The sequence below is a fragment of the Brucella haematophila genome (genome assembly GCF_005938105.1).
Taxonomy (GTDB): Bacteria; Pseudomonadota; Alphaproteobacteria; order Rhizobiales; family Rhizobiaceae; genus Brucella; species Brucella haematophila.
The window spans coordinates 1-24,404 of record NZ_VCPE01000021.1; the positions used below are offsets into that span (position 1 = coordinate 1).

A 24,404-nucleotide genomic window follows, 5' to 3' on the forward strand; every position below is an offset into this window, starting at 1 on the left:
CACCTGGAGCGTTGCAACGGTTCGTCTCCATGCACTCAGCGACCCGCAATTGTTTCTCTGTTCCATCTCGTCGCCGAGCCGCACACACAATTCGCTACCATCGCCTCGAAGCTTTCGATGCATGGAAAATTGCGGCCTGTTTCGCCTGAATATCTACGAGCCCCTGGCCTTTCCGGCCAGAGAAACTTAACGTGACAACACCATTTGTAGACTTTGCAAAGGGTTGCCTTCGAAGCCATATGCTCCAAATTCATTATGCTGGTCGCCAAGATAGAAACGTGAGGCAAAACCATGTCAAAATTTGTCGTTGGAGATCACGTGAGCTGGAACTCGGAAGCCGGTCGTGTGAGTGGACATATCGTTAAGGTCCATGAAGCGGATTTCAATTATAAAGGTCATCGTCATCACGCATCGGAAGAAGATCCTCAATACGAGATCAAGAGCGATAAAACCAAACACATCGCCGCCCATAAGGGAAATGTATTGTCCAGGATTAAAGAATGATTGCGCAATATACGACCATTGGACACTCGAACCGCGATCTTTCCGAGTTTCTATACATGTTGAACGAGAGCGGCACTGAGGTGCTTGTGGACGTAAGATCATTTCCGCGTTCACGCACAAATCCGGCCTATAATATTGAAACTCTCCCGGGCGATCTGCAAAACATTGATATCGAATATGTCCATTGCGAGGCGTTAGGCGGACGAAGGCCCAAACAAACGAATATCGATAAACAAGTAAACGCGTTTTGGCGGGTGCAAAGCTTTCATAACTATGCTGATTATGCCTTGGGAGAGGAATTTGGATCCGCATTTAAGGTGCTTACTCGTCTCGGTAGTAAACGTCGATTGACATTAATGTGTTCGGAAGCGGTTTGGTGGCGATGTCATCGACGTATTATTGCTGATTATTTAATCTTGACCGGTCATTCCGTTGACCATTTGATGGCGCCCGGGCATTGGGAACATGCGGTGCCAACGATCGGTGCAACCAGGAATTCCTCGGGCAAGGTAATCTATCCTCGAACGCCCGATCCGAATTCCGAAAATTTGGCCAACTGCCTTCTGTAACAATCTGATTCCACCATTCTGACAGTGTGGGCCAGATGTGAAGATAAACTTTAACTTTTGTTGAATTCCAACCCGTTATAGTTTGTGATTGTTGCGAATATTGCCGAGTTGACGTGTACTATGCAATTTTCATTTCGAATGTATATCCGATGTGCTGCGAAACCGTCAACTTCAACGACTGCAGCTCGCGAGAAACAAATCCTAGGGCCGCAAGTTTACTAAACGACTGACCTGAAAACGCCCAGGGCAAGGAATATGAGGAGGCCTTGCAAGCTTGCCTTGCCGATCTCGAAGGACTCCCGAACACTGCCCGTAAATCGTTCGTTAAAGCCGCAAGAGCCGCGGGGATGCCATCCGGCCCTGTCACTGGCTCTGAGATCGTTGATCCAACGTTCGAACTTCCGAGAACGAATGTCCGTCGTCGAATGATTTGAGACTATTTTTGCTTTTGAAGATTGGAGTTTCCGGCTCGGTTTGGGGTTTGATTTAAGCGGCTTTGGTTTGGTGGTTCAAGCGGCGTTTTTTGATCGTGTCTCTTTTGATCCTTTCGCGTTCGAACAGGATGGTCTGTCCGCGTCCGAAGTAGACGTCGGCGGGAGTGAGATTGTTGAGGCTCTCATGGTAACGGCGATGATTGTAATGCTCGACGAAAGCCGCGATCTGGGCTTCAAGGTCCTCCTTGAAGAAGTAGTTTTCAAGCAGGATGCGGTTCTTCAGCGTCTGGTGCCAGCGTTCGATTTTCCCCTGCGTCTGCGGGTGGCCGGGAGCGCCGTGAACCTGGTCGATCTTGTATTTCTCTAGCCATTCGCCGAGATCGGATGCGACGTAACACGAACCGTTGTCCGACAGCAGACGCGGCCGGTGCTCGACCCTGGCCTTGTCGCAGCCTGAAGCGCTCAGTGCCAGATCGAGCGTGTCAGTGACGTCGCCCACCTTCATGCTGGTGCACAGCTTCCAGGCGATGATGTAGCGGGAATAGTCGTCGAGAATGGTCGACAGATAAAACCATCCCCAGCCGATGACCTTCAGTGGAGTAAGAAGCGCAGATGCGCTTCTCCTCCCCGAACCGTACTTGCACCTTTCAGCGCATACGGCTCTCCATTCAAGCTTGGCCCATGGCCATTGCAACATCATGATAGTTCGACGTGACGGTGCTGCGGTTTTCGATCCGGACGATATATGGGTTCTCCTCCGGATTACGCCACAGGAATTGCGCCTTGGGGCTTGAGACAAGCCGTTGCAGCGCTTTCCCGACGGGATCACCACGTTCATTCCGACCAAACACGAGCCAGGTTTTCGCCTTGCCCGGTTCGGGGGCCCTGAACCATTTCCGCATCAAGGGTTTGATGCGGGATCGGTATTTGTGCCCCAGCCAATGCGCCATTTTCCAGAACACGACATGGTCGATGCGCCGGAAGACGTACGCCGTGAAGTCGGCGAACTTGTAGAACGCCGCCCATCCCACCAATTGGCGGTTCAGGCCAGCGATCATGTCGACCGTACTGACACTATGATTGCCGGAAAGGGTTTCGGTAAGTCTGTGAACAAACCCCTTGGCCTTTTCCTTGGGTATTGTCGTTACGATGGACATCCGTCCATGCGCCCCTCGCTTGCGGATGATCCGGTGCCCCAGAAAGACGAAGCCGTCGTTGACGTGGGTGACATGGGTCTTCTCCATGTTCAGCGTCAACTTCAACTCACCTTCTAGAAACGCCCGGCATTCCTCGCGGATTTCCTCTGCCTGAACCTTGGTTCCTTTTACGATCACGACGAAGTCGTCAGCGTATCGGCAATAGGCAACAGCCGGTTTCCATTGCCGGTTCTCACGAACCGTGATGGGGCGGCCTTGCTTGATGCCGAAGTTCCATGCCCATCGGTCCTTGCGGGCCTTCTTGTTCAGGTATTTCGCCTCCAGCCACATATCAAACTCGTGGAGCATGATGTTGGACAGGAGCGGTGACAGAACGCCACCTTGCGGAACGCCCTCGCTTGAGGCTGTGAACAAGCCACGGTCGATGTGGCCTGCCTTCAGGAATCGATAGAGAAGATCGACGAACCGTCCGTCCTGCACCCGTCGCCGCACACATTTCAGAAGCAGCCTGTGATGGACCGTGTCAAAGTAGCTGGCGAGATCACCTTCGATGATCCAGCGGCCCTTCGTTCCACCTCCATCCTGTAGCTGTATCCTCACGGTGCGGACGGCGTGATGCACGCTGCGTTCCGGCCGGAAGCCATAGGATAGACGATGGAAATCGCTCTCCCAGATTGGCTCCATGGCCATCAGCATGGCGCGTTGGACAATGCGATCCGTCAGGGTCGGAATACCCAGTGGTCGTAGCTTGCCGTTCGATTTCGGGATATAGATGCGCTTGACCGGCTGAGGGCGATAACTCTCCTCCAGCAGGCTTGCCCGCAGGTCGTCCAGATGCTGATCCAGTCTGACCTGCAGTCTTTGCTTATCCATTCCGTCGATGCCCGGCGTTCGTGCGCCATTTGACGCAAGAACAATCCGGGCGGCCTCGGCAAGCCATTCCCGATTGGCAATCAGCCGAAGAAGCCGATCAAACCTCCGGTTTGGATCGTTTTCGGCCCATGTTGCGAGCTTGTGCTGCATTTCGCTGATTATCAAAGGTCTTCACCTCGCTTGGTCAGATAGTTTGCACTTCAAGCAGTTTGAACTGTTCCCCTTCGCCATGTGGCAGGCTTTCCCTGCCGCGGACTACTACGAGAACTCCGCAAACACGATGGACATCAGGGTCAACTCCCTTGCGACGCAATACTTTGTTGTCATTCCATCATGCCTTCCCTCGTTCATATGCTGGACGTCAGCGTATTGGTGAGGCTGCCGGTCGCAGTCTTTTTCCTTGCTTTCCGCAAGTCGATGCCGATGCCATGGTCTGGCTGCATTCTCCCCATGACCCACCGCGAGCATCCTTACATCTGCGCTCGCGTTCGGATGCACGCCGACATACCTGTCCGGCGACATCATCAGCATTCCGCCTGTTAAGCCGTGTAGGCGAAGGCGACCTTCCAGCCCTCAGATGCGAGTTAACCGGTTCGTGTTCCTCAACCTTCCAATACTTCAGCCTCGGGAACCATCTTGGCGTAACGGCTTCGCCTCAATCCCCTTTACCTGCGGGCTACGTCACCCTGCCAGTTGACAGCAGGTCACCGCCGCTTGGGCTCATGTCCCCTCGCAGCAAGGGACAGGCAAATCTTCACATCCTCCTTTCTCTTTGCATTCCAGTCATATGCCTCCCCGATTGGGGCGAGGCGCACGATAGGTGAAGTCGGTTTGCCACATCTCGTTCGGCCGCGTGGTCTTGTCCTTGAACTCGTTGTTGGCCTTGATGAGGATATAGGCTGGCGAGGTGATCAGATCGTGGGCCTTGAGCAGGCGATAGACCGAAGCCTCTGATACAAAATAGCTTTCCGTGTCGGTGAACTTCACCGCCAGTTCACGCGGCGACAGATCGGCGTGGTCCAGCGCCATTTCGATAATGCGATCCCGGATATCGTCAGGGATGCGGTTCCACACCCGTGATGGCGCGGGCGTCCGGTCTTTCAGTCCTTCGACGCCATGGGTCAGAAACCGGTCATACCAGCGATAGAATGTCGGCCTTGGAATGCCAAGCCGGTCGAGGGTTTGTCTGGCCGACAGGTGCGATTGCTCGACCAACCGAATGATCTCAAGCTTCTCGGTGGCGGGATATCTCATTCGTCGTCGCCCCCATCCCCGATCATGCTTTTTTTAAGCAGGCGGTTTTCCAGAGTGACGTCGGCCAGCGCCTCCTTCAGGTCACGGCTTTCACGACGCAGCGCTTTTACTTCGTCGCTGGTGGCAGAACGGGCGGTGTCGCCTGCAAGGCGCTTCTTGCCTGCCTCGAGGAATTCTTTCGACCAGCTATAATAAAGGCTCTCGGCGATCCCCTCACGGCGGCAGATCGCAGCGATGCTGTCTTCCCCGCGCAGACCTTCCAAAACAATACGGATTTTATCCTCGGCCGAATAATGTTTACGCGTGGCACGACGGATATCTTTGATCGTCTTCTCCGCAGAAGACGTTTGGGGAACGGGTTTCTGTCTCATCTTTGCGTCCTTTGATAAAGCTATGATGAGCCGAAAATCCTCTCTTCTTAATTAAACCAGTTTTGTCTCAAAGGCCCTGATGTCGGACACTCGGTCACCTTTATGGTCTTCAACTTTAACGGTGGAACTGCCCATCAACGTGGCTGAAATCATGGCTTGAGAGCGCGGAACAGCTCCAGCAACCCAGCTTTCAATCCAGCGACATCATCGTCTTCCGCGCGCAATGCTATCTCGTTCATTGCCCCGTTGAGCAGCACAGCCAATGCTGTGGGGCCAGACGAGAAGCGGATGGCACCTTCGCTGATGGCCTCCTCCACGCCGATCCTTAGAAGATCAAAAGAAAGCTCGCGATCGAGCGCTTCCCACTGCTCTCGTCCGAGTACACCTGGTGCATCGACAACGAGTATACGGCGGTTTTCGGGTTTAACCATAAAATCGATCCAAGCCGTCGAGCCCTTTTCCAACGCCTCAATAGAAGTGACCACATCCCTCGTTGCGATTTGGATCGCCTCTGCCGCCCCGGCGGCCAGGTCGCGGCATACAGCTTCAAACAAGTCTGCTTTATCGCGATAATGATGATAGAGTGCGCCGCGTGTTACTCCCGCCTCGTCTATGATCGCATCCGTGCTGGTCATGGCATAGCCATTGCGGGCAAATAATGTCCGCGCAGCTGCAACCAATCGCCCTCTTGTTTGGATGGTACGCAGTTCGTTTTTGCTCATAATCGCCCTTCTATAAGATATTGACAGACAGTCTGTATGTTTATATGATCATAAACATACCGATAATCTGTTTGTTTAAATCTGGCAAGGAGTCCTATCATGCGATTTTTCGATCGCTACCCGATAATCGTCACCGATAAAAAAGACGAAGCGCGCGACTTCTGGCTTAAGTATCTGCAGTTCGATGTGACTTTCGATAGTCAATGGTTCTGCCTGCTGACTGCAGAAAACAGTACTGCTTCGATTGCTTTCATGACGCCAGATCATCCGTCGTCACCGCCCGGCCCCGAAACCTTCGCCGGAATTGGCCTGTGCTTCGAGATGGAGGTTGGCGATGCTAAGGCCGCTCACGACGAACTGATAGAAAGGGGATTACCCGTTACTTACCCGCTGACTGATGAGCCGTTCGGCCAACGCCGTTTTGGATTTAAAGACCCTTCGGGCCTATGGATTGATATTGTCGAGCAAATCGAACCGCGAGACGACTTCTGGGGCAAATACATGATGTGATCGATGTGCCACCACATTACTTCTATATTGTTCTGCCCTCCTTGCTTGTTGACTTTCCACCCCTTCGAGCACAGCAACACAGCTTGAAAGGATATAAACGACTACCTCTCAGGGCGGTGTTGTCACGTTAAGTTTCTCTGGCCTTTCCGGCCAGAGAAACTTAACGTGACAACACCGCGTCAAGACATAAGGTCGTTCTTAATCTTCTGAAATTTTTGCGACAGAACCCCCATGCGACTACATTGTTTACACGTCGTCGGCACTTTCCTCAGCTTCGGTCTGTTCTTCGCGTTCCTGTTCTTCCACGGCCTTGGGAAGCCTTGCGAGAGGCCGACCTGCGAAATAATCGCTAACCCGCTGGATGAGAAAATCTACTGTTGCGGGACTATCAGCCAGTTTGCGAGCGAATGAACGTCCCGGATGTAGAACATCCCAAGGAGACTTGAACTGTGTCTTACGACGGTTACCGGGGTCCTTGTTGCCAAAACCGTCAATCGCGCGGTTCCATATCGGCTTGAAGCTCTCGATGAGGATGTTCTCGCCGAGCGGGATCCAGATATCGTCGACGACCAAATGGCGCACGAAGAAGTCGGCGAGGTCGAGATTTTCGGATTCGTCAATGGACATGGCGTGCTGCTTGAGCCGGTCGGCTAGTGCCTTACCAATTCCTGCATCCTTGGACAAACCGCCCTTACGCCCACCCTTGGGGATAGCCTTGCCGACGTAAATTGGCTTCCGAAAGGCATCGCCACGATTTTCTACGGCCAGCGCTTCATAGGCGGGATAGGTGCCGGTATAGTAGATAACGTAGACACCAGCACCTCTGATGTCATCCACCTCCGCCAGCTGGCTCGGCGGTCGCTGAAGAATTTCCATCTCTATGCTACGAGCGAGATTCAGCTTATCGAGTGGATTGTAGGGTTTGATGTTCATGCCGTAGCGTCCAGGATATGCCGGGCAATATCCTCCCCCACCGTACGCGCCAGACGAACGGGCACGGCATTACCGAGCTGTCGCATCGATTCTGTCCATGTGCCGTGAAATATATACTCGTCTGGAAAAGTTTGAAGCCGGGCGCTTTCGCGCACGGTGAAATAACGCACACTACCGTTCGGTCGGCGCATCATGTTCTCGCCGCCGGGCACGCCGTGCACGCCCGCCTTTAGCGTCTTGGCTGGTTCATCGAGAGGGCTGCCAGTGTGTCCGGTATAGGAACGCGCGCCTGGCTGAAAACGATGATTGAGGATATGAGACGCGGTTTGAGGTGACTTTTCTGGATCCGGCAGATCGGCGATGGCATCGCGAACCGTGCGCCATGGCTGGAAACCGACCGGTTTTTCCGATGGCGCGATCATCGATGAAGCTGAAATCCGGTGTCGCTGCGCAACGCGGTGACGATCCCAGTAATCGCCATGGACCATGTCCCAGATTAAAGCTTCTCGTGAATGTGTTTCCTTGGGAAAGCTCCACCGAAGACCAAGATCCTCGCGAAACCCGACAAAGAAAACGCGTTCGCGCTTCTGGGGAACACCGTAATTCGCGGCATTCGCCAGATGCACGACCACGCGGTAATTCAATCCACTGCGGCTACCGCTCGTATGATGCTGCTCAAGGCGTGCCAGATGATCAAGCCAAGCCTCCTCCTCGCGCGGGCGTATATCGGGATGTTCGAGTTGAAGTCGGATATATTCGAAATAATTGCGGAAAGTGGCGCGTGTGAGCCCTTTGACGTTCTCGAAAATAAACGCTCCGGGCCGAGCCTCGCGTACCGCCCTTATCGCTTCAGGGAACATGTCGCGAGCGTCTGTGTAGGCACCGTGCTTGCCACCAAGCGAAAAGGGCTGGCAGGGCGGCCCACCGGAAATCAGTTTTACCTTGCCGTCGTAGACGGAGAAATCGATCGCGCGGACATCACCTTCCGTTAGCTTCCATTGTCCAATGACCTTGATGCCACGAGCTTTGTTCTGCCGGATAGTGTCGCAGCAATAGCGATCCCATTCGATCACGTTCACGGGACGGAAACCCGCCTCGTGTAATCCAATCGCCAAGCCGCCGGCACCGGCAAATAATTCAATCGACTTCATGAAACCACGAATAAACGGATTCTCCTGATTAGAAAAGTTCATTTAGATAGCCAAACCGAAACAATGTTTGGTGCGCTCGGAAACGTAGTTTGCGGCAATGAACAGTTCTCGTTCTGAGGGCATCTTGTTCCAGAACAGATCCATCCTGTTCTCTACGAGCGGTTGCGCTTGTATCTCGGAATTCGCGGTACTTCTAATCGATTTCGTCTTGCCCGATGGACCGCGTTTTCTCTGATTTCCATGACGAACAATTTCTTGTCTTGTTTCATCGCATCTGGTCATTTGCATAGGAAAAGCCGGGCTCGAAAGCTGATCGGTTCAATTGGCGTTATTAACCGTCGAGTTCGTCGGTAAAGGGAGAGATATAAAGAGTAGCTTTTTAAATGGTGTGGAAGAAGGCAAATGGCCGATGTGATCCGCTTTTCTCTGATGTAACGGATATGTCCGTGAGAATATGGGGCGTGGGGTATTCGGATTGCGGGCGGTTGAGTTGTTTTGCGGGGCAGGGGGTATGTCTCTTGGGTTGAAACGTGCAGGTATCGAAGTGGTCGGGGCATATGATGCCTGGGATCCCGCCGTTGAGACCTACCGTCATAATGTCGGGCAATATGTTCACAAACACGACCTGAAAGATATTTTCGCTGTTGCGCCTGCGATAGCCCGAATGGCCCCGGATCTGATCGCTGGCGGACCGCCATGCCAGGATTACTCGGTTGCGGGCAAGCGGGTGGAAGGAGAAAACGCGTCGTTGACGCGGGCTTTTGCAATGCTCGTCTGTCTCGCCAGACCACAATGGTTTGTGATGGAAAACGTTCCACAGGCAGCCCGCTCCGAAGCGTGGGCGGATGGGCGCAAAATGCTAGTGCGGGCCGGATACGGATTGAGCGAGTGCAAGCTGGACGCTTCCTGGTATGGTGTTCCACAACTCCGCAAACGTCTGTTCGTTATCGGACGTCTGGGAGAACGGCATGGGTTCCTCGATGCAAGCCTCGTTAAGGCGCGATCGGAACGCCAGACGGTCATCCGCGACGTATTGGATATTCCGGAAGGCTGGGTCTATGCGCGGCCTTTTCGCGCCGGACGCGGAGTTCGTGGTATCCACGAACCGTTTCCAACCGTGACGCGCACAGCTTGGGAACGGCTGACGGATCGCTATCTGAATAATCCCCATCCTGCAGATCCGGTTCCAGCCTCGCAGGCAGCAATGCTGACGACAACACATCTGGCGATGCTACAGGGGTTTCCGGATGACTGGCAGTGGAAAGGCGCGACACGACAGGACATTCATCAAATGATTGCCAACGCCGTGCCCTCCCCACTGGCCGAAGCGATCGGTTGTGTCATCCTCGCGCGCGAGAACGGTCAAAGCATTCCCGAAGTTGAAGGCCGCTTCATGAACTGGCTGATGGAAACCGGACGCTCGCCCCAATCGGCACGCAATGTCAGGTCGCAGGTCAACCGGGCGCGCCGTCTTTTAGGAGGACGAACATACTCCGATATAGGGCTGGAATTGGCCCGGCTGGAACTGAATGCCGAATTCGAAACACTGACGGTTCGCACGAGATCGGATCTGCGTGCCGCTCTTCGTCTTTATGCAGAGTATCTCGATCGCAAAGGCAAAGCCGCCCATTCTCGCATCGCGAAGATTTCAAGAATGGCTGCTTGAGGATACGTATTCATCGAGCGTCGGTACCGAAGGCTGGAGCAATTCGGTTGTCCGTTGCAAAGAAGTCAGGCGACTTCCTCATAACCGCGTTTGCGACGAACCGCGACAAGTCTACGAAGAAGTGCGTTGGCGGATGCTTCGTCCAGAACTGTTTGTTGCACGGATTGTCCAAATGTCCCGATCTGCCCCCAGGAACGCATGACGCACCATTCACCGAATAAATTCGGTTGAACCGATAAGGTGTAGAAGCGCTGCATGTTGTTGCGTGGATCGATTTTACGAAAGTGTATCGGAAGCGAAGACTGGTTCAACATATCAACAGAATCCGGCATTCCGAGGGGAGCGTCCAACGCATTTTATGAATCGATCCGGGCTGATCGATTCATGCCGTTGATGAAATCGCAGCGAGTCCATGGCGATATAATAATCTGGCGCGATTTTAAATGCCAGGATGGCAGATCTCCCGGAAATGGAGCGATCGGTGCAGAAGCGCTCATTGTCACGCTCCTGCCGCTCGTCTGGCGGTAAAGGTTGGGCATTTCAGGTCGTGATGCCTTGGGAGACGCTGATATGATTTGCCGGTGTGGCAACTTGATGTGGCGCTACCGTATTTCAGAGTACCCACATAGCGTATCACATCAGGATAATTTGCAGTCTTGCGATTCCAGCTTTTGGATTATCGTTGCGGGCATCCGGAAAACTGTTACGAAACCGGATATATCCGATTCATCGATAAACGACGGTTGAGAGCCGGGAACCGGTGCAGGACGGCCCCACCGTGTTCGAGGGAGCGTCAGGGGCGTAGAGCAAAAGAATCTGGTAGACAGGCGTTTTCCCAGGTAGGTCCTCCAGATTCAAACGCCGTTTGACGCCATATTCATTGCTGTAAGGGTAAATGGATTTTATAGAATTGATTTACGTCTTGGGCATGTCGTCATGAGTTGCCCGCAACGTACCACAACGTGTCTGCACGTCATCCCAATTTGCCCGCAACGCATTTCAAATCGAGACAATTTGCATTAATCCGATTCAAAACCTCAGAAAAGCGTTGCGCGTTTCCGCACAAACGTTGCCAAATTCAAGATTTCCGTTTCAGCCACAAACGGCGTTTGTCCGCTACGCCAAGCGCGGAGACAAGCGTTTTGTGCCAATTGGTTTGCGGCACACCATGGCTGGTAACAGAGCCAATAGACTGGAGCATCCATGACGACAGGCGGTTAGCAGACGGAATGGTCACGCAAATAGTGGGAGTGTTAGAGAGAATGTCGACCTGATTGAAACCAGAACGGGAGTTCTGCTGGGATGACATTGCCCGGTCTGTTGCAGGAATAATCTCAAATCAGTCTGACCCGACTTTTTTGGCAGTCCTCCAACCACACATGTCAAGTCACGGGACCGGGTCGGACCTCGGCGTTACATGTCGTCATTATTTGGTTCGTCCGGGGAATGAGAGCTGATTGCGTGGCGACAATCAAGGTGAGACTGATCCTGATCATCGCGCAATTACTGACGTAACTTCACGTCCTGTCCATTCCAGGTTTGACTGCAGGAAAACCGGTGGGCAGACCCTGATGCACATACGGAATGAGAAACCGCAGACGAGAAACCTGTCCTTTCTGCCTGCGAGTCACGATACGTCGATAGCGCAGGCCTTCTGCTTTTTCATTTGACAGGATTGAACGCATTCAGCCCATTCTTTGAATCAATTGACGCCGGGCGATACCGCCGTCTGAGTGGTGTTTGAACGTGGCATCATGGCCGAATCCAGTGCCTGCTGGCAAAATTCATTGTCGCGCAGGATCGCATGTTTATTGTGAGCATCCAGAAGCAATGAATCGAATTGATTACCTCGAGCATTGAACCGCTCCTGCACATAAGAGGTCTTAAATTTCATACCAAAATAGACGCATTGCTCCGCGTCTGACCAGGTTGGATCAAAAACCTCACCTTCACTGTTGACGAGCCAGGCATGGTGCAGCGGGATCGGCAATTCGAGATCGCAAGCATAGCCTTCGACATAGCAGAACTGCTTCTGGCGATGGTTGCGAGGCGAAATCACTTCGGCCTGCGCATTCGCAAAGCAGGCCTTAGGGATTGAGAAACGGGCGTTTCCGGATTGTGTCGATACACGCCAGAACTTGCCATGAGACAGGAGAGTGGTTGCCACTCCCCAACCCGGTTCTGTATTTGCCGAATCCGTTATGTATTTTTTGAGAAGTGTGGCGATAGCCACCAGGTGCCCGCTATAAATCTGCATGCAATAATCCTTTTAAGTAATACAGGCCCGATGAGTAACACGTCATCGTATGTAGAATGACACCACCAAAAGAAAGGGTAGGCAAGCCCCTGATCCAAACAAACTGCGATACGGGGTGGGATAGTGGCTGCACCATGTTTATATGAACGGCGATGTGATTGCGTGCCCAGCCATTCGCAGCGCAGCAGGCACTACCCTCTTTACCGAACGCCCTTGGCGATCAGTTTCGATGCTGTAGTCGGAGGGACTCCAGGCCCGGCTGCTTGTTTGGTTGTTCTTCTGTCGAGGCTCGCCATTTCCGCATGGCAATGTTCAAGGTTCGCAACCTGCATTGATCACGGCCTGTTGCCTTACAATCGAAGGACAGTAAGCGAGTTTCAGTCGCCGCATCTGTTGTGAACAGTGCCATTGCATACCGTGGCTGAAGAATGGCTGCAGAAACAACCACCTGTGTCCCAGAAACATCTGGAGTTCAAATTGATGGTGGTGATGCAAACGGCGTTTGCGGTGGCCAGCCCTGCAAGCGATACAGATTGCAATGATTTTCCGGCACTGCATCTCGAATTGCGGGGCTGCCAAAACGACGTGCAGACACATCAATCCAGATTGCGGGCAAGTCACGTAGATTTTTTCCGATTTGCAGTAACTGGATTCTGAACTCGAGATTTGCGTTGCAGGGTTCCTGACATGTGTTGCCATATCCGGGATTTCCGATTCAATGACAAACGCCGTTTGCGGACAGGGCGGGGGCGGTGAAAAAACGCTTTGCGCCGACGGTTTTCGGGCTCAAGCTTTGATTATGGGCACGTAATCTGGAGTAGCCATGGCATCGAGCAGGCAGCAGTCGGAACGTTTGCGCAAGCAGCGCGAACGGCAGAAGGACTATCGCGATCGTTTGAGGGTACAGCGCAAACCGACGCGTGACGACATAGCACGAGTGCTGCTGCATTTTATGATCGTCAAAGCGGTGAAGTCTGGCAATCATGACGGGACGGAGAAGCTGATTGATATGCTTCTTGATGCGCTGGCGGATCAGGGCTTCGATAAAGATGCTTCATTAGAAGTCATTGATGACCTGATTGTCAGATACACAAAAAGCGGCTGGGATTTCCGTCGCAAGATGCATCTGAGGCCCGGCGGGGTTCTTGACGACACCGAACATTGAGGAGCGTTTTCCAAACCATATTGTTTCGATTTCAACCTGACAATTTTACAAACGCAGTTTGTGCTTTTTGTCTGTCGTCCCCCCATTACTCCATGAAACGCCGTTTACAGGGGAATCGGATTGTTCGACGTTGGCGTTGAAGCGGAATATCGTCGAGGCTTAAGCACGGAGAGGGGAGTTTGTTCAGGATCGTTCGAGGTAGCGTCACTGCTATTCATGCCTCACGTGCAGATCAGTCCGCTGCTGAAACTGGCTTCAGGACCAGGTCTGTGGATAACTTTCAAGCCCCACATTTCGGCTTCCTCTGGTGTTCATCACAGCGCAAAAGGCTGATGGCCACTATGTTTTTTTACTATTCTAGTGAAGCGGAAAAAGCCGGTGATATCCGGGACTTAGATAAAAATGCTGCCTGGAGATCTTTTTTCGTTTTGGATCCTTGCAGCGCGTTTGAGATCCTGCAATAGTCACTTTGTCTGATTGATCAGACGCCTCCATTCCGGTGCTGGAACACCAGAATGGAGACTAACTTAGCCTGCCAACAACAGGAGCCAAGCTATGCTGAGCATTATCGCTATTCGTTCGCAATTAAAAGATCTGCGCCCTGAATTCCTCGTCGGCATGGCGGCTCGACAGCGGAAATAATTTCCGCTCTCAACGTGTTCGGCGCTCTTTAACGCCCGAACTCCCAATTTCCCTTTTGACGCTCTGGTCGTGTGCGTTCGCGCGCAACGTCACGGTCTTTGCTGTCTTCAAAATCTGACGCTGCTTGCACGGGCAAGCGCGGTCGATCTTTCACACCCATTTTGCTCCGGCGATCAACTATCGCTCCGGGGAAGGAGGACTTATGTTTGCAGAAACCGTTATTGGCTACATTGATCTTATCGAACACCAACTCCCTGTTCGCAATCTCGGGCGCGAATTAAACGCGTCACTACACCTATCATGGCTTTTTCATCAGATTGATCGTGCCGATGATCGGGCCAGACAGAAGCTCGCGGCTCGCGATACGCTGCTGCGGTGGGCGATCTGGAACGAAGGCGAGAAAATTTTCGGACTGATCGAAGAAGCATCAGCGCGTGCGAGGATTTCCGATAATACTGAACCGGCACGTACAATGCCGATCACTCGTGATACGCTTAATCACGTCATCGAATCCGTTGCGTCAAAATCTGCCCCGGCCAGAAACGGCATTGAGATTGCCGCCGCCGCACTTCCGGCGAGACCGTATGCGTTTGATTTGCTGCATTATGATGCAGAGAAGAAACGGCTGCTGATGTTGAGCATGGCCTATGGCATCAGCGCGCACAAAGACATGTTGGATCAATGGCGTAATGAGGTGTCGACCATGCCATCTGTGTGGTCTCGTCTAGCACCACAGTACTACGGGATTGACATAGATCAATGCGAATGGGCGCTGATCGATCCGCTACTTAATGCAAGTCAAGCCGAAGCCGGGATCTGGTCACTGGCTGATCTTGATCGTCTGATCGGAAAGGTTGGAATTGCGGAGAAAGTTTTACGTGTTCAGGAGGCGCTCAGAGAAGAACTCATCGTAGGGCTCGGCGACACATTCGCGAAGACCGAAGACGAGCAAGCGCAGTTCATCGATGAGGAGATTATAAGGATTGCACTCGAAGCGCTCGACAGCGTGGCTGTACCGCAAGTTCAAATCCTGAAGCCCGAAAACGCGTCGCGTTAACCAGACGTAGCCCGAGTATTTCCGGATCAGGTTCAGTCACTGGAAACGCTCTGTCTCTTTATTTTACGCAGATCCTGTTCCAAAATCGGTTCCCGCTTTTCGGGATGCGCTCTGGAATTCACTCTCCTTATATCTATGAGGTCACTTCATGACCACTTCACCACCCGGCGCGAGCCGGCTTGGGCAGCATCTGCTTGCCCGCCTGAAACATGCTGCCTATCGCGATTTGCGCCAGGTGTTCTGCGAACTCGATCTTCTGTCTCACACCGAAGTCGACGTCGATGGATTTTTCGCGATGCGCTTCAATATGCCGGAACAGACTTCTGATCCCGGCGACGAAAACCGACCAGTACTCCCTCTGACCGGTCATCCAGTTCATGATCTGCGTGCATTGAACGCTCATCTCGGTGCCGGCTTTGATCTGGACGCTTCTGGCGTAAAACGCCAGTTCGCTCTCTCGCTGCCGTTTCCAAAGTCCTTGCCTGACATAGATCATCATCCGGTCGAGCGACCATATCTTTTGAAACTCCTACGCTGCTTTCGTGCCGAGCCGGACATTGGCGATATCGCAGTCTGTCATCTGCTGGCACGGGCTCTGGAGGAGGGGAGTTTCGGGCAAAACCACTTGATGGAGCTTTTACGCAGACGATCCGGGCTTGTCATTATACGCACCGATATCGAAGGCTTCGAAGATATTCTGCTTCGGATGTTGAGTGAACAGCGGCTTTATCGCGGGCATGTTGTAGCGCGACCTCTCGAGCATTGGGGAACGACAACAATCCGGCAGTTAAAGCGGACAAGGGGCCGCCTCCGTCCGGCAGATGTCATTATCAATACTATCGATGCTGACGGATTTGAGAAACTGGCACTGATTGACGAAGACAGCATTGGGGATGCACTGTCACGCGGCGAATGGCTTCTTGGTATCGTTGATATGCAATACGAGATTCCGGCCGGGCTGAAAGTGGTGGCAGATATTGTCTTCGACACCGGCGCCCTTGACGGCGCACTTCTCAACAGGCTGCTCGATACGGTGACTGCACACGATGCCGACACCGTTTTTCCAGAGGAGTTCACACTCGGTTCATTACGAGAGTTGAGACACTCGTTCAGGGAGGCGGACACACGGCAGGAAACCTTCGCTTATCTGCTGGCCCAGTGGGGGCTGGAGGGGAGAAAGCAGGCACATCCGGTGCAGGAGCAGAAGCAAAAGCAGAAAGAAGCAGATAAAAAGAAGGATAAGACCGATGACAAAAACCCGTTCTCGACAGGAGAACGCGGTCGACATGGCAGAAAGATTGTTTCCGACAGTCGATTGATTGAACCTGAAGCGCTCGATGATGACTTCAGTGACGTCGGTTCCGCAGAGAGCGCCATACGTCGAACATCAACTCTATGCGTGGAAAACCTGTCAGGCTATGGCGAGGCGGTGGATTGGGCGCTGGCGCTCAAGGAAGACCTTGCATTGTGGACGTCAGGATCGCTCGTCTGGTCTGATATCAGCACTCGGCTGCTTCTGTCTGGCCCACCTGGCACCGGCAAGACCACTTTTGCACGGGCGCTGTGTAACAGCCTGCGCATTCCTGTCCTTGCGACTTCTATCGCGACATGGCTTCGGATGGGCCATCTTGGTGATGTGTTGCTGCGCATGAAGAGTGCTTTTGAGGAAGCGGCGTCTCATGCCCCGGTCATCCTGTTTATTGACGAGATCGACAGCATCGGGCGACGACAGGATCCGTCCCGCGATTATGCGGATTACTGGAATGCTGTCGTCAATCAACTGCTCGAATTGATGGATGGTGCCGTTAGACAGGAAGGCATCGTCATTGTGGGTGCGACCAATAGGTCTGACGATATTGATGAGGCATTGTTACGGTCTGGACGGCTGGAAACCCATGTCCGGATCCCGAAACCTGACACGGATGCACTGACCGGCATTCTCGCACATCATCTGGGCGCTGATCTCGATGCTGTGCTGCAAACACGACAGGCGGAGCAACAGCGATGACGGGTGGCAAACCAGATGAAGGTATCAGGCGTTCGCGCGACCTGCGTCCTCTGGCGCTGAAGGCACAGGGCATGACCGGGGCCGATATCGAGCGGATTGTCCGTCAGGCTCGCCAGCAGGCACGCCGCGAGAAGCGTCGGCTTACCTGGACAGATATTGAAAAGGGCATATCCGGCAATCGCAGATCAATTCTGCCGGAGGAACGCTGGCGCATGGCGGTGCATGAGGCGGGTCATGCCGTCATTCGACATATATTGCAAGTCGGTCATCCACTGACGCTCAGCATTGAAGAACAGGTGGGGGTCGGGTTTGCAACGGAGCGTCGCAAGCTTGTTCCGCTGGAAAAGGATTGCGAAGATAAACTTGCCGTGATGCTGGCGGGAAGGGCAGCGGAAGAGCTTGTCCTGGGGAATGTCTCTGTCGGCTCCGGGATGCAGCCGGGTAGCGATCTCGCGAATGCAACCGATCTGGCACTCGCAATGGAAACGACGTACGGCTTTTCCAAAGAACGGTCATTGCTGTTTTGCGACGGCCTGACACGAGGAGAACTGATCCATGCAAACCATCCCGTAACGAACCGTGTCAATGCGCGGATGCAAAAAGCCTACGACATTGCCCGTCACGGGCTTATCCGTTACGCGGTGGCACACACGACGCTTTCCAAAATACTACTCGAACATGGCGTTCTAGAAGGCGAAACCGTCACCGCCATTCTTGACGATGCCATCCGGCAACAGGATCAGCAGGGTAGTCATGTTTCGGTGAGCGCAGCAGATAACAACTCTAAGGACACGAACGCACCCGGTCCGACCTGAACAGCCGTTCCAGACTGACGCCCAGCCCAACCGACAATCTGAATTCATTCCAAAAACGCGCTCGCAAACGCGGGCACGAACGATCCCGCATATCCAGACGAAAGGAAGATGTCATGGCTATTGTTCACAACGATGGTAAATTCGACCGGGAAAGACTTGCAGCAGAAATCAAGGCCCTCAAGGCGCTTGTTCATGATCTCGAACGCTTGCTCAATGGAGAGCATCCAGACCCCAAGGAACTGGCGGAAGCGCCATTGATCAACAACTGGGATTTTGATCGTCGGAACACAACATGCCTTGTGGGCACATTCCTGGGTCATCCGCGTCTGGGACGTATCGTGCCAAATGGCATTACCTCCGAACTCTGGTACGTAAACCCGGACGCAGGATATGCGCGTACATTCAGTCGCTTCTACCGTCTCGGTAAACCGGCCCGTTTTCGGGACGGCAATCGTTGAGGCTGATCTACAAGAACAGAGCGGAAGCCTATCGGGAGAGTGAATAAGGGCAGGACTTTGTAGCCGGGCAGGGAGGAACGAACCGACCCGCCTGACGGCCATATTTTTTGCGTCAGTTGGGAACCATGGATTTGAGCTGCCGCTCGCTGAAAAGCCAGTCATTGTGTTTTCCAGTAACGATGGCTGCACCGTTACGCGTTCTGAAGAAGTCAAATCACCCGGAATGAAATAGTCGGCCAGTTGTGAAAACGCGTGGCGTACGTTGAACGGCCTTGAGTATCGCCCTGTCAAAGCAGTTGCAAGTGGACCAGGCAACCAGCTGCATCGATCCTGCGGATTTTGTTCACAATTTGGGAATTCACGAAATTCCCAAATTGATTATTTGCTGACCTTTGGGGGCTGTTAGTGTGAAGTTTTCATCTTGCGAGATGAAGCGAAGCGCTGAGCTTCCCGGTCGATTGATTTTGCTCCCCGTTTTTCGGCTCGATCGATCTTCCGGGCAACATATGCCTTGGCGCTTTCTGTCATGGATCGGGGGACAGGAATACCGTGTTCTCTCATTTTGCTATGTGCCCATTTTTCAGCCTGCAATTCTTTTACGTGTACTGGTAATTTTGGCCCATCAAAATGAAGGTGCGCGTGTGCGCATTCATGTAGAAAGACATAAAGGCTTTTGCGAGTAACAGGCCGGGGAGCTTCTATCCGACGTATCTTACCGCCGTATGCAACCCCGGTCAGACGTTTCCTGAATTTTACAGTATAACCTTCAGGAACATAGGACATGCCGATTTGGTAGAACCTGTCGGCGGCAGCGCGACGCGCAGCTTGTAATTCCAGGCCTGTCATAGGTTTCATGCCAGCGTGGGTGGGTTTATTATCAATCATCAAATACTCCTTGTTTTAAAATGACTGAGCATCAGCTAAAAAATGCTGACTTTTAAATTAAAGCATAAAAATACAATAATATCAAATGGTTGGATGTTCAAAGGTCGCTGAAATGCCTTAAAACAGATATAAATTGCCCTGTTTTAACCCCCTTAAAATTGAAAATAAATGACATATTGTCGCACTTCTTCTGAAGAAGGAATACGAACCGTTCAAAGGTCGAGTTGACGAACAAACTGGATCAACGAGCCAGCAATGGCTCGGCGTGACCGTACCAGACGAAGCTTGCGGAAACTGTTACCTCAACCTCAGCCTAAACTTCAGCGACGACAACGGTATATGACCGAACCCCGTGCCATGGACTATTACCGTCATCTTTTTCCAGCTAACATCATTGCCAAGCAATGTGGCCGTATTTTTGGTTTCCGCCAAGCTCGGTTTTTCAAATTTTTTATCGGCGGCGCATGACATTGTTTGCGCCGGTGGATTATTGGTCTCACAATATGTCTATTGGCTGGTTGGAGATGATAAAATGTTAAAAGAAATTCCATGGAACATGTATGGCGAGAACGCTCAGGTTCTTGATGAAGCGGACATTCCAGTTTGTGAAGGCTGCGCCTATTTTTGTATCTTGAAATATGAGGGTATCGATCAGCTGATCTCACGGTTACGTATTTTCGATCTCGATATGCGGTTTCACTATATGCTCTACGGTCACTTTTCAAAAACTAATGCGATCATCCTTGCTGGTAGCTTACCGTCCGCGCGCGAAGAGTTCGATGGCGTGCGCTGCCATGTTGGTCAGCTCGAAGTCAGTAGTGGGAGCTTTTATGGAACCGCCCCCATGACCCCGCCTGCAACCAAATACGCACTAAAAGTGGTGGATCCAGGTAATACGACGCTCGCTCGAAATGAGATGTACACGGTCTGGGGCTTCGGAATCCGTCCTTGTTCCACGCATGAAACTGAAATCGCCTTGTTTCCAGAAGAGGAAGCGGTGCGTCGGGCGATAGAAATCGTAGCCGAATACGATTGTTCGATCGACGATGAACGGCGTGAAGAAGATCGAGGACGTTTGGCACCTTGAAAAAGGGATGACCGCAACTGGGTATGAGAAAACATACATCACGGATAAATCCGTGATGTCGAAATCAGCAACAACAAGCGGTAACGACCACTATGTTGTAGGAATTAACAATATACATAATAAAAACAATGTGTTAGCGAAAATCAGATAATATTAATTATGGAACTTTTAATCATTTCGCGGTTGGCGAATTGCTGCGCTTCTGAGAGCAAATCATTTTCAAGTGGTATGTTTTTTCGGCTTCAATTGCATCAGCCCCCCGCGACACCTAACAACGAGAGAGCCAGAAAGGTTGCAAATAAGACAAGATGTGTCATGCCCTCAATGGCGTTGGTCTGACCGTCGTTCAAATTTATGGCTGCAGCAATAAGCGTGATGACAATCATCACGGTCTGAATAGGAGTCATCGCCATGATAATCGGTTGATCATTGAAAAGCGCGAAGCCCTCAATGACGGGAACGGTGAGGATAACTGTCGACAATGATGCTCCCAGTGCAATATTGATCACCACTTGCATGCGATTGGCAAGCGCGGCGCGAAGCGCGGTTAAAAATTCGGGTGCCGCAGACATAATAGCGACTACGAGGGCGGCCAATGCTACCGGGGCCCCGATCGCATGAAGTCCGTGCAACAGAAACGCTGACATCACTTCAGATAAAAAACCTATGAGTACAACGCCGATGATTAGTACGGCTATAGACGGCGCCAACGGTTCGTATTCGCGGGGCTTCCCGCCCCTCGCTTTCTTTTCCGGGTAGCTGTAGTTGAAAAAATAGCTAGGCTGTCCAATTTGGTTTCTGAGAAATACCCAGTAGAGCATAGCCATCGCGCCCACTGTGAAAATCGAATAAACGCGCCATTTCTCATGAGGAATAAACTCGGGTACAACCATCGATATACTCATTGCCGTCAAGATCATAACGCCGTAAGTCTTCCCGGAATCATCGTTATAAGCCTGCTCTCCAAACTTCCATCCGCCAAGAAGTGCGGCCAGACCCAGTATTCCGTTAATGTCGAGCATGACAGCGGAAAATATTGTGTCCCGTGCAAGCGTGGGCGAGCCGCTGCTTCCGTTCATAAAAATGAGAAGAATGAGCACCTCGACGCCAACAGCTGACATCGTCAGGACCATCGTCCCATAAGGATCGCCCACTCTAGAAGCAATCGCTTCCGCCCGATGAGCGACCCGCACAGAGACCACGACGATAGCGATGATGAGACAGAAGGTTGCTATTAATGCACCGGTGGGTCCAGTTGCCAATATTGTCGTTTCAAAAGCAAATGCGACAACACCAGTTCCGAATGCCAGTACCAATAAGATTTCCTGCCAAACAACTGAAAACATACGATCATCCGATGTGAGCTATGACTTCGCTGCTATCCTCAATTCTACCGATTGATCTCCTGATCGCGAAGCGGTGGTATTATAAATAAGGTTTTGTGCGTCCATTCGTTCCAAATGCGTTCATGAAACGTTATCGGAAGTGTTCGCTCCGGTGAGAGGGGCCACGTTGCTGTAGGTGGTTCAATCGGCCGCCATTTGTTCACGAATAGCCGTTACTGATAGTGTTTTCCGGGACCGTCGAGATCACGCACAACGAAGGTAATGACGCGTCGACCCAGACAGTGAACGCGCAGGATCTCTATTCCTTTCCCGCTGATTCGTGGCGGTCAATCCGCAACGCCGGCAGCGATACGGCGAAGCATTGCCAAAAAAATATCCCCCCTTCGGCAACATATTCAGTTCTGCGGAGTTATTTTCACCAAGATAACGACATGGCAAACAGCTAGAGGGGATTCTTGATGGGGCTAGCAAAAATGCTTAAGCGGCTCGGACCAGGATTGGTAACAGGCGCTGCCGACGACGATCCGAGCGGAATAGCGACGTATTCCCAGGCAGGGGCACAGTTCGGTCCAACTTTGATGTGGACCATGACACTTTGTTATCCGTTAATGGTAGCAGTGCAGCTTATCAGCGCACAAGTGGGCCGTGTCACCGGCCATGGATTAGGAAAAAGCCTTAAAACGGTTCTGCCCAACAGGTTGGTTCTAGGTTTGATTGCTGTCTTATTCATAGCCAACACAATTAATATTGGTGCCAATCTGGCAGCAATGGGAGAAGCAGCCACATTGGTCATCGGTGGCTGGTCTCATATTTATACGCTTCTTTTTGCCTTATTCTCTCTCCTGCTACAGCTGTTCATTCCTTATCATCGCTATGTTCAATTCCTTAAGTGGTTGACGCTCGTCTTGTTTGCCTACATAGCCCTTCTCTTTATGGTAAAAACCGATTGGCTTGCAGCGGCGCAAGGCCTTATCATTCCCCGAATTCCTGGGAACGAAGCCGTTACTACGATTGTAGCGATTTTTGGTACGACCATCAGTCCATATCTATTCTTCTGGCAGGCGGCGCAAGAAGTCGAAGAGCTTGATCAGAAAGAGGAACGTGAACCACTCAAGCAGAAACGAAGTCAAGCTCCCGATGCATTGAAACGCATCCGCTGGGATACTTTTGTCGGCATGGCTGTTTCGAATATAGTCGGTCTGGCGATAATCCTCGGCACTGCCGCGACCCTCAATGCAGCAGGAAAAACGGATATTCAAAGTGCTGCAGATGCTGCAGCAGCGCTGAAACCTGTGGCAGGAAATCTAGCTGCTTTAATATTCAGTCTTGGAATCATTGGGACCGGTCTACTAGCAATTCCAGTGCTGGCAGGATCTTCTGCCTATGCTGTCTGTGAAATCGGCGGCTGGAGTGCCAGCCTCGAACATAAGCCGATAAGAGCGAAAGCCTTTTATGCCGTCATTACGCTCGGCATGGTTCTCGGCCTTGCCATTGATTGGTCTCCCACCAATCCAATGAAGGCGCTCTTCTGGAGCGCGGTTATCAATGGTATTGCGGCAGTTCCCGTTTTAGTGGGGCTTATGATAGTCGTTTCGAAGCGAGAGATCATGGGCGAATTCGTTGCGAGCCCTGCCCTCAAATTTTTCGGATGGCTGGCAACGGCGGTGATGAGTGCAGCCGCAATTGGCATGTTAGTGTATCCAGGATAGCGACCGTGAAAAACTAAGTATTTCGATGGTGTTGTCACGTTAACTGGGCTACAGTTGCGTGCCTGACGAGTTGGGCGTAAATTTTGGCGATGCAGACATCAGATATCATCTTCAAGCGTCACCGTTTTCCGCCACAGATTATTGCTCATGCGGTGTGGCTTTATCTGCGGTTCAACCTTAGTCTGCGTGAAGTTGAGGAAATGCTGCTTAAGCGTGGAATCGACGTATCATACGAGACAGTTCGTCGTTGGATCGCCAAGTTCGGACCCCAGATCACACGCAACTTGCGGTGGCGTCAGGCGCGCCCCGGCGATATTTGGCATTTGGACGAAGTGGTCGTCAAATGCGCTGGAGAGAAATTCTGGCTCTGGCGTGCAGTCGATCAGCATGGCTCCGTTCTCGAAGAAATCTTGCAGAAGCGGCGTGATAAAAGGGCGGCAAAGCGATTGCTTGTGGCGTTAATGAAGCGCTATGGCTTTGCTCCTAAACGGATCATCACCGATAAGCTCCGCTCCTACGGTGCAGCAAAGGCAGAAGTGGCGCCCGGCCTTGAACATTGGTCGCACAAGGGCCTCAATAATCGGGCCGAAAACAGCCATCTGCCGTTTCGAAAACGGGAGCGAACTATGCAAGGTCATCGGTCACCCGGAGCGTTGCAACGGTTCGTCTCCATGCACTCAGCGACCCGCAACTGTTTCTCTGTTCCATCTCGTCGCCGCGCCGCACACACAATTCGCTACCATCGCCTCGAAGCATTCGACACTTGGAAAACTGCGGCCGCTATCGCGTGAAAACCCCAAACTCAGGGACCTTCTCAAAAGCACAAAGTTA

Annotated in this window: 21 protein-coding genes and 3 pseudogenes; 14 read left to right on the forward strand and 10 right to left on the reverse strand. The window is 52.2% G+C overall.

Annotated elements, in window-relative coordinates; genetic code table 11:
* From FGI60_RS26865 to FGI60_RS26575, 4 genes and pseudogenes are all read left to right on the forward strand, one after another.
* Positions 1 to 149: pseudogene (locus FGI60_RS26865) on the forward strand (IS6 family transposase); the annotation flags it as partial.
* A gap of 142 nt (positions 150 to 291) precedes the next feature.
* Complete coding sequence (locus FGI60_RS22885; RefSeq protein WP_138787137.1) at positions 292 to 504, forward strand: hypervirulence associated TUDOR domain-containing protein; 213 nt, start codon at positions 292 to 294, stop codon at positions 502 to 504.
* The gene (locus FGI60_RS22890) at positions 501 to 1,073 is read left to right on the forward strand and encodes a DUF488 domain-containing protein (RefSeq protein WP_138787138.1); all 573 of its coding nucleotides are present in this window, start codon (positions 501 to 503) and stop codon (positions 1,071 to 1,073) included. The genes FGI60_RS22885 and FGI60_RS22890 overlap by 4 nt, the downstream gene beginning before the upstream one ends.
* A 266-nt stretch (positions 1,074 to 1,339) precedes the next feature.
* On the forward strand, positions 1,340 to 1,507 hold the full coding sequence (locus FGI60_RS26575; RefSeq protein WP_235889907.1) for a DUF982 domain-containing protein: 168 nt from the start codon (positions 1,340 to 1,342) through the stop codon (positions 1,505 to 1,507).
* 52 nt (positions 1,508 to 1,559) lie between these two features.
* Here FGI60_RS26575 and FGI60_RS22900 read toward each other — a convergent pair.
* The 4 genes and pseudogenes from FGI60_RS22900 to FGI60_RS22920 form a co-directional block, all read right to left on the reverse strand.
* Positions 1,560 to 2,108: pseudogene (locus FGI60_RS22900) on the reverse strand (transposase); the annotation flags it as partial.
* Between the two features lie 67 nt (positions 2,109 to 2,175).
* Positions 2,176 to 3,702, reverse strand: coding sequence for a group II intron reverse transcriptase/maturase (ltrA, locus tag FGI60_RS22905; protein WP_171058839.1), 1,527 nt, complete (start codon positions 3,700 to 3,702; stop codon positions 2,176 to 2,178).
* Between the two features lie 651 nt (positions 3,703 to 4,353).
* Positions 4,354 to 5,162, reverse strand: a pseudogene (locus tag FGI60_RS22915) (helix-turn-helix domain-containing protein); the annotation flags it as partial.
* Between the two features lie 149 nt (positions 5,163 to 5,311).
* Complete coding sequence (locus FGI60_RS22920) at positions 5,312 to 5,884, reverse strand: TetR/AcrR family transcriptional regulator (protein WP_007881529.1); 573 nt, start codon at positions 5,882 to 5,884, stop codon at positions 5,312 to 5,314.
* 99 nt (positions 5,885 to 5,983) lie between these two features.
* Here FGI60_RS22920 and FGI60_RS22925 point away from each other — a divergent pair, with 99 nt between their 5' ends.
* A complete protein-coding gene (locus FGI60_RS22925) occupies positions 5,984 to 6,394 on the forward strand; it encodes a VOC family protein (protein WP_007881530.1) in 411 nt (136 codons plus the stop codon).
* A 246-nt stretch (positions 6,395 to 6,640) separates the two neighbouring features.
* On the opposite strand, the gene FGI60_RS22930 is transcribed toward FGI60_RS22925, so the two are convergent.
* Positions 6,641 to 7,327 carry an Eco29kI family restriction endonuclease gene (locus FGI60_RS22930; RefSeq protein WP_024899748.1) on the reverse strand — a complete coding sequence of 229 codons (687 nt, stop codon included), beginning with the start codon at positions 7,325 to 7,327 and terminating at the stop codon, positions 6,641 to 6,643.
* Positions 7,324 to 8,520 (reverse strand): DNA cytosine methyltransferase, encoded by a 1,197-nt coding sequence (locus FGI60_RS22935; protein WP_235889908.1) that lies wholly within the window; start codon positions 8,518 to 8,520, stop codon positions 7,324 to 7,326. The genes FGI60_RS22930 and FGI60_RS22935 overlap by 4 nt, the downstream gene beginning before the upstream one ends.
* A gap of 469 nt (positions 8,521 to 8,989) precedes the next feature.
* On the opposite strand from FGI60_RS22935, the gene FGI60_RS22940 reads away from it, so the two are divergent.
* Positions 8,990 to 10,144, forward strand: coding sequence for a DNA cytosine methyltransferase (locus tag FGI60_RS22940; protein WP_235889909.1), 1,155 nt, complete (start codon positions 8,990 to 8,992; stop codon positions 10,142 to 10,144).
* A gap of 65 nt (positions 10,145 to 10,209) precedes the next feature.
* Here FGI60_RS22940 and FGI60_RS22945 read toward each other — a convergent pair whose 3' ends face one another.
* Positions 10,210 to 10,476: a WGR domain-containing protein gene (locus FGI60_RS22945; protein ID WP_235889910.1), complete on the reverse strand. Its 267-nt coding sequence runs from the start codon at positions 10,474 to 10,476 to the stop codon at positions 10,210 to 10,212.
* 1,370 nt (positions 10,477 to 11,846) lie between these two features.
* Positions 11,847 to 12,401, reverse strand: a complete 555-nt coding sequence (locus FGI60_RS22950; protein ID WP_024899745.1) for a hypothetical protein — start codon at positions 12,399 to 12,401, stop codon at positions 11,847 to 11,849.
* Between the two features lie 823 nt (positions 12,402 to 13,224).
* Here FGI60_RS22950 and FGI60_RS22955 point away from each other — a divergent pair.
* The 5 genes from FGI60_RS22955 to FGI60_RS22975 all read left to right on the forward strand — a co-directional run bounded on the left by FGI60_RS22955 (position 13,225) and on the right by FGI60_RS22975 (position 18,546).
* Positions 13,225 to 13,566 carry a hypothetical protein gene (locus FGI60_RS22955; protein WP_024899744.1) on the forward strand — a complete coding sequence of 114 codons (342 nt, stop codon included), beginning with the start codon at positions 13,225 to 13,227 and terminating at the stop codon, positions 13,564 to 13,566.
* An 844-nt stretch (positions 13,567 to 14,410) separates the two neighbouring features.
* Entirely contained in the window at positions 14,411 to 15,265 is an 855-nt protein-coding gene (locus FGI60_RS22960; protein ID WP_024899743.1) for a hypothetical protein, read from the forward strand.
* A gap of 148 nt (positions 15,266 to 15,413) precedes the next feature.
* Positions 15,414 to 17,273: an AAA family ATPase gene (locus FGI60_RS22965; protein WP_024899742.1), complete on the forward strand. Its 1,860-nt coding sequence runs from the start codon at positions 15,414 to 15,416 to the stop codon at positions 17,271 to 17,273.
* Positions 17,270 to 18,088 (forward strand): ATP-dependent metallopeptidase FtsH/Yme1/Tma family protein, encoded by an 819-nt coding sequence (locus FGI60_RS22970; RefSeq protein WP_024899741.1) that lies wholly within the window; start codon positions 17,270 to 17,272, stop codon positions 18,086 to 18,088. Before FGI60_RS22965 ends, FGI60_RS22970 begins: the two co-directional genes overlap by 4 nt.
* Positions 18,089 to 18,201: 113 nt before the next feature.
* Positions 18,202 to 18,546 (forward strand): DUF6634 family protein, encoded by a 345-nt coding sequence (locus tag FGI60_RS22975; RefSeq protein WP_024899740.1) that lies wholly within the window; start codon positions 18,202 to 18,204, stop codon positions 18,544 to 18,546.
* A gap of 402 nt (positions 18,547 to 18,948) precedes the next feature.
* Here the strand turns inward: FGI60_RS22975 and FGI60_RS22980 are convergent, their stop codons facing one another.
* Positions 18,949 to 19,431 (reverse strand): hypothetical protein, encoded by a 483-nt coding sequence (locus tag FGI60_RS22980; RefSeq protein ID WP_024899739.1) that lies wholly within the window; start codon positions 19,429 to 19,431, stop codon positions 18,949 to 18,951.
* 352 nt (positions 19,432 to 19,783) lie between these two features.
* Here FGI60_RS22980 and FGI60_RS22985 point away from each other — a divergent pair, with 352 nt between their 5' ends.
* The gene (locus FGI60_RS22985) at positions 19,784 to 20,518 is read left to right on the forward strand and encodes a hypothetical protein (protein ID WP_138787139.1); all 735 of its coding nucleotides are present in this window, start codon (positions 19,784 to 19,786) and stop codon (positions 20,516 to 20,518) included.
* A gap of 251 nt (positions 20,519 to 20,769) precedes the next feature.
* On the opposite strand, the gene FGI60_RS22990 is transcribed toward FGI60_RS22985, so the two are convergent.
* Positions 20,770 to 21,864 (reverse strand): calcium:proton antiporter, encoded by a 1,095-nt coding sequence (locus tag FGI60_RS22990; RefSeq protein ID WP_138787140.1) that lies wholly within the window; start codon positions 21,862 to 21,864, stop codon positions 20,770 to 20,772.
* Positions 21,865 to 22,322: 458 nt separating this feature from the next.
* On the opposite strand from FGI60_RS22990, the gene FGI60_RS22995 reads away from it, so the two are divergent.
* Together FGI60_RS22995 and FGI60_RS23000 are read left to right on the forward strand one after the other, a co-directional pair.
* Complete coding sequence (locus FGI60_RS22995) at positions 22,323 to 23,573, forward strand: NRAMP family divalent metal transporter (RefSeq protein ID WP_138787141.1); 1,251 nt, start codon at positions 22,323 to 22,325, stop codon at positions 23,571 to 23,573.
* A gap of 89 nt (positions 23,574 to 23,662) precedes the next feature.
* A complete protein-coding gene (locus tag FGI60_RS23000; protein ID WP_138787175.1) occupies positions 23,663 to 24,364 on the forward strand; it encodes an IS6 family transposase in 702 nt (233 codons plus the stop codon).
* Positions 24,365 to 24,404 lie beyond the last annotated feature (40 nt).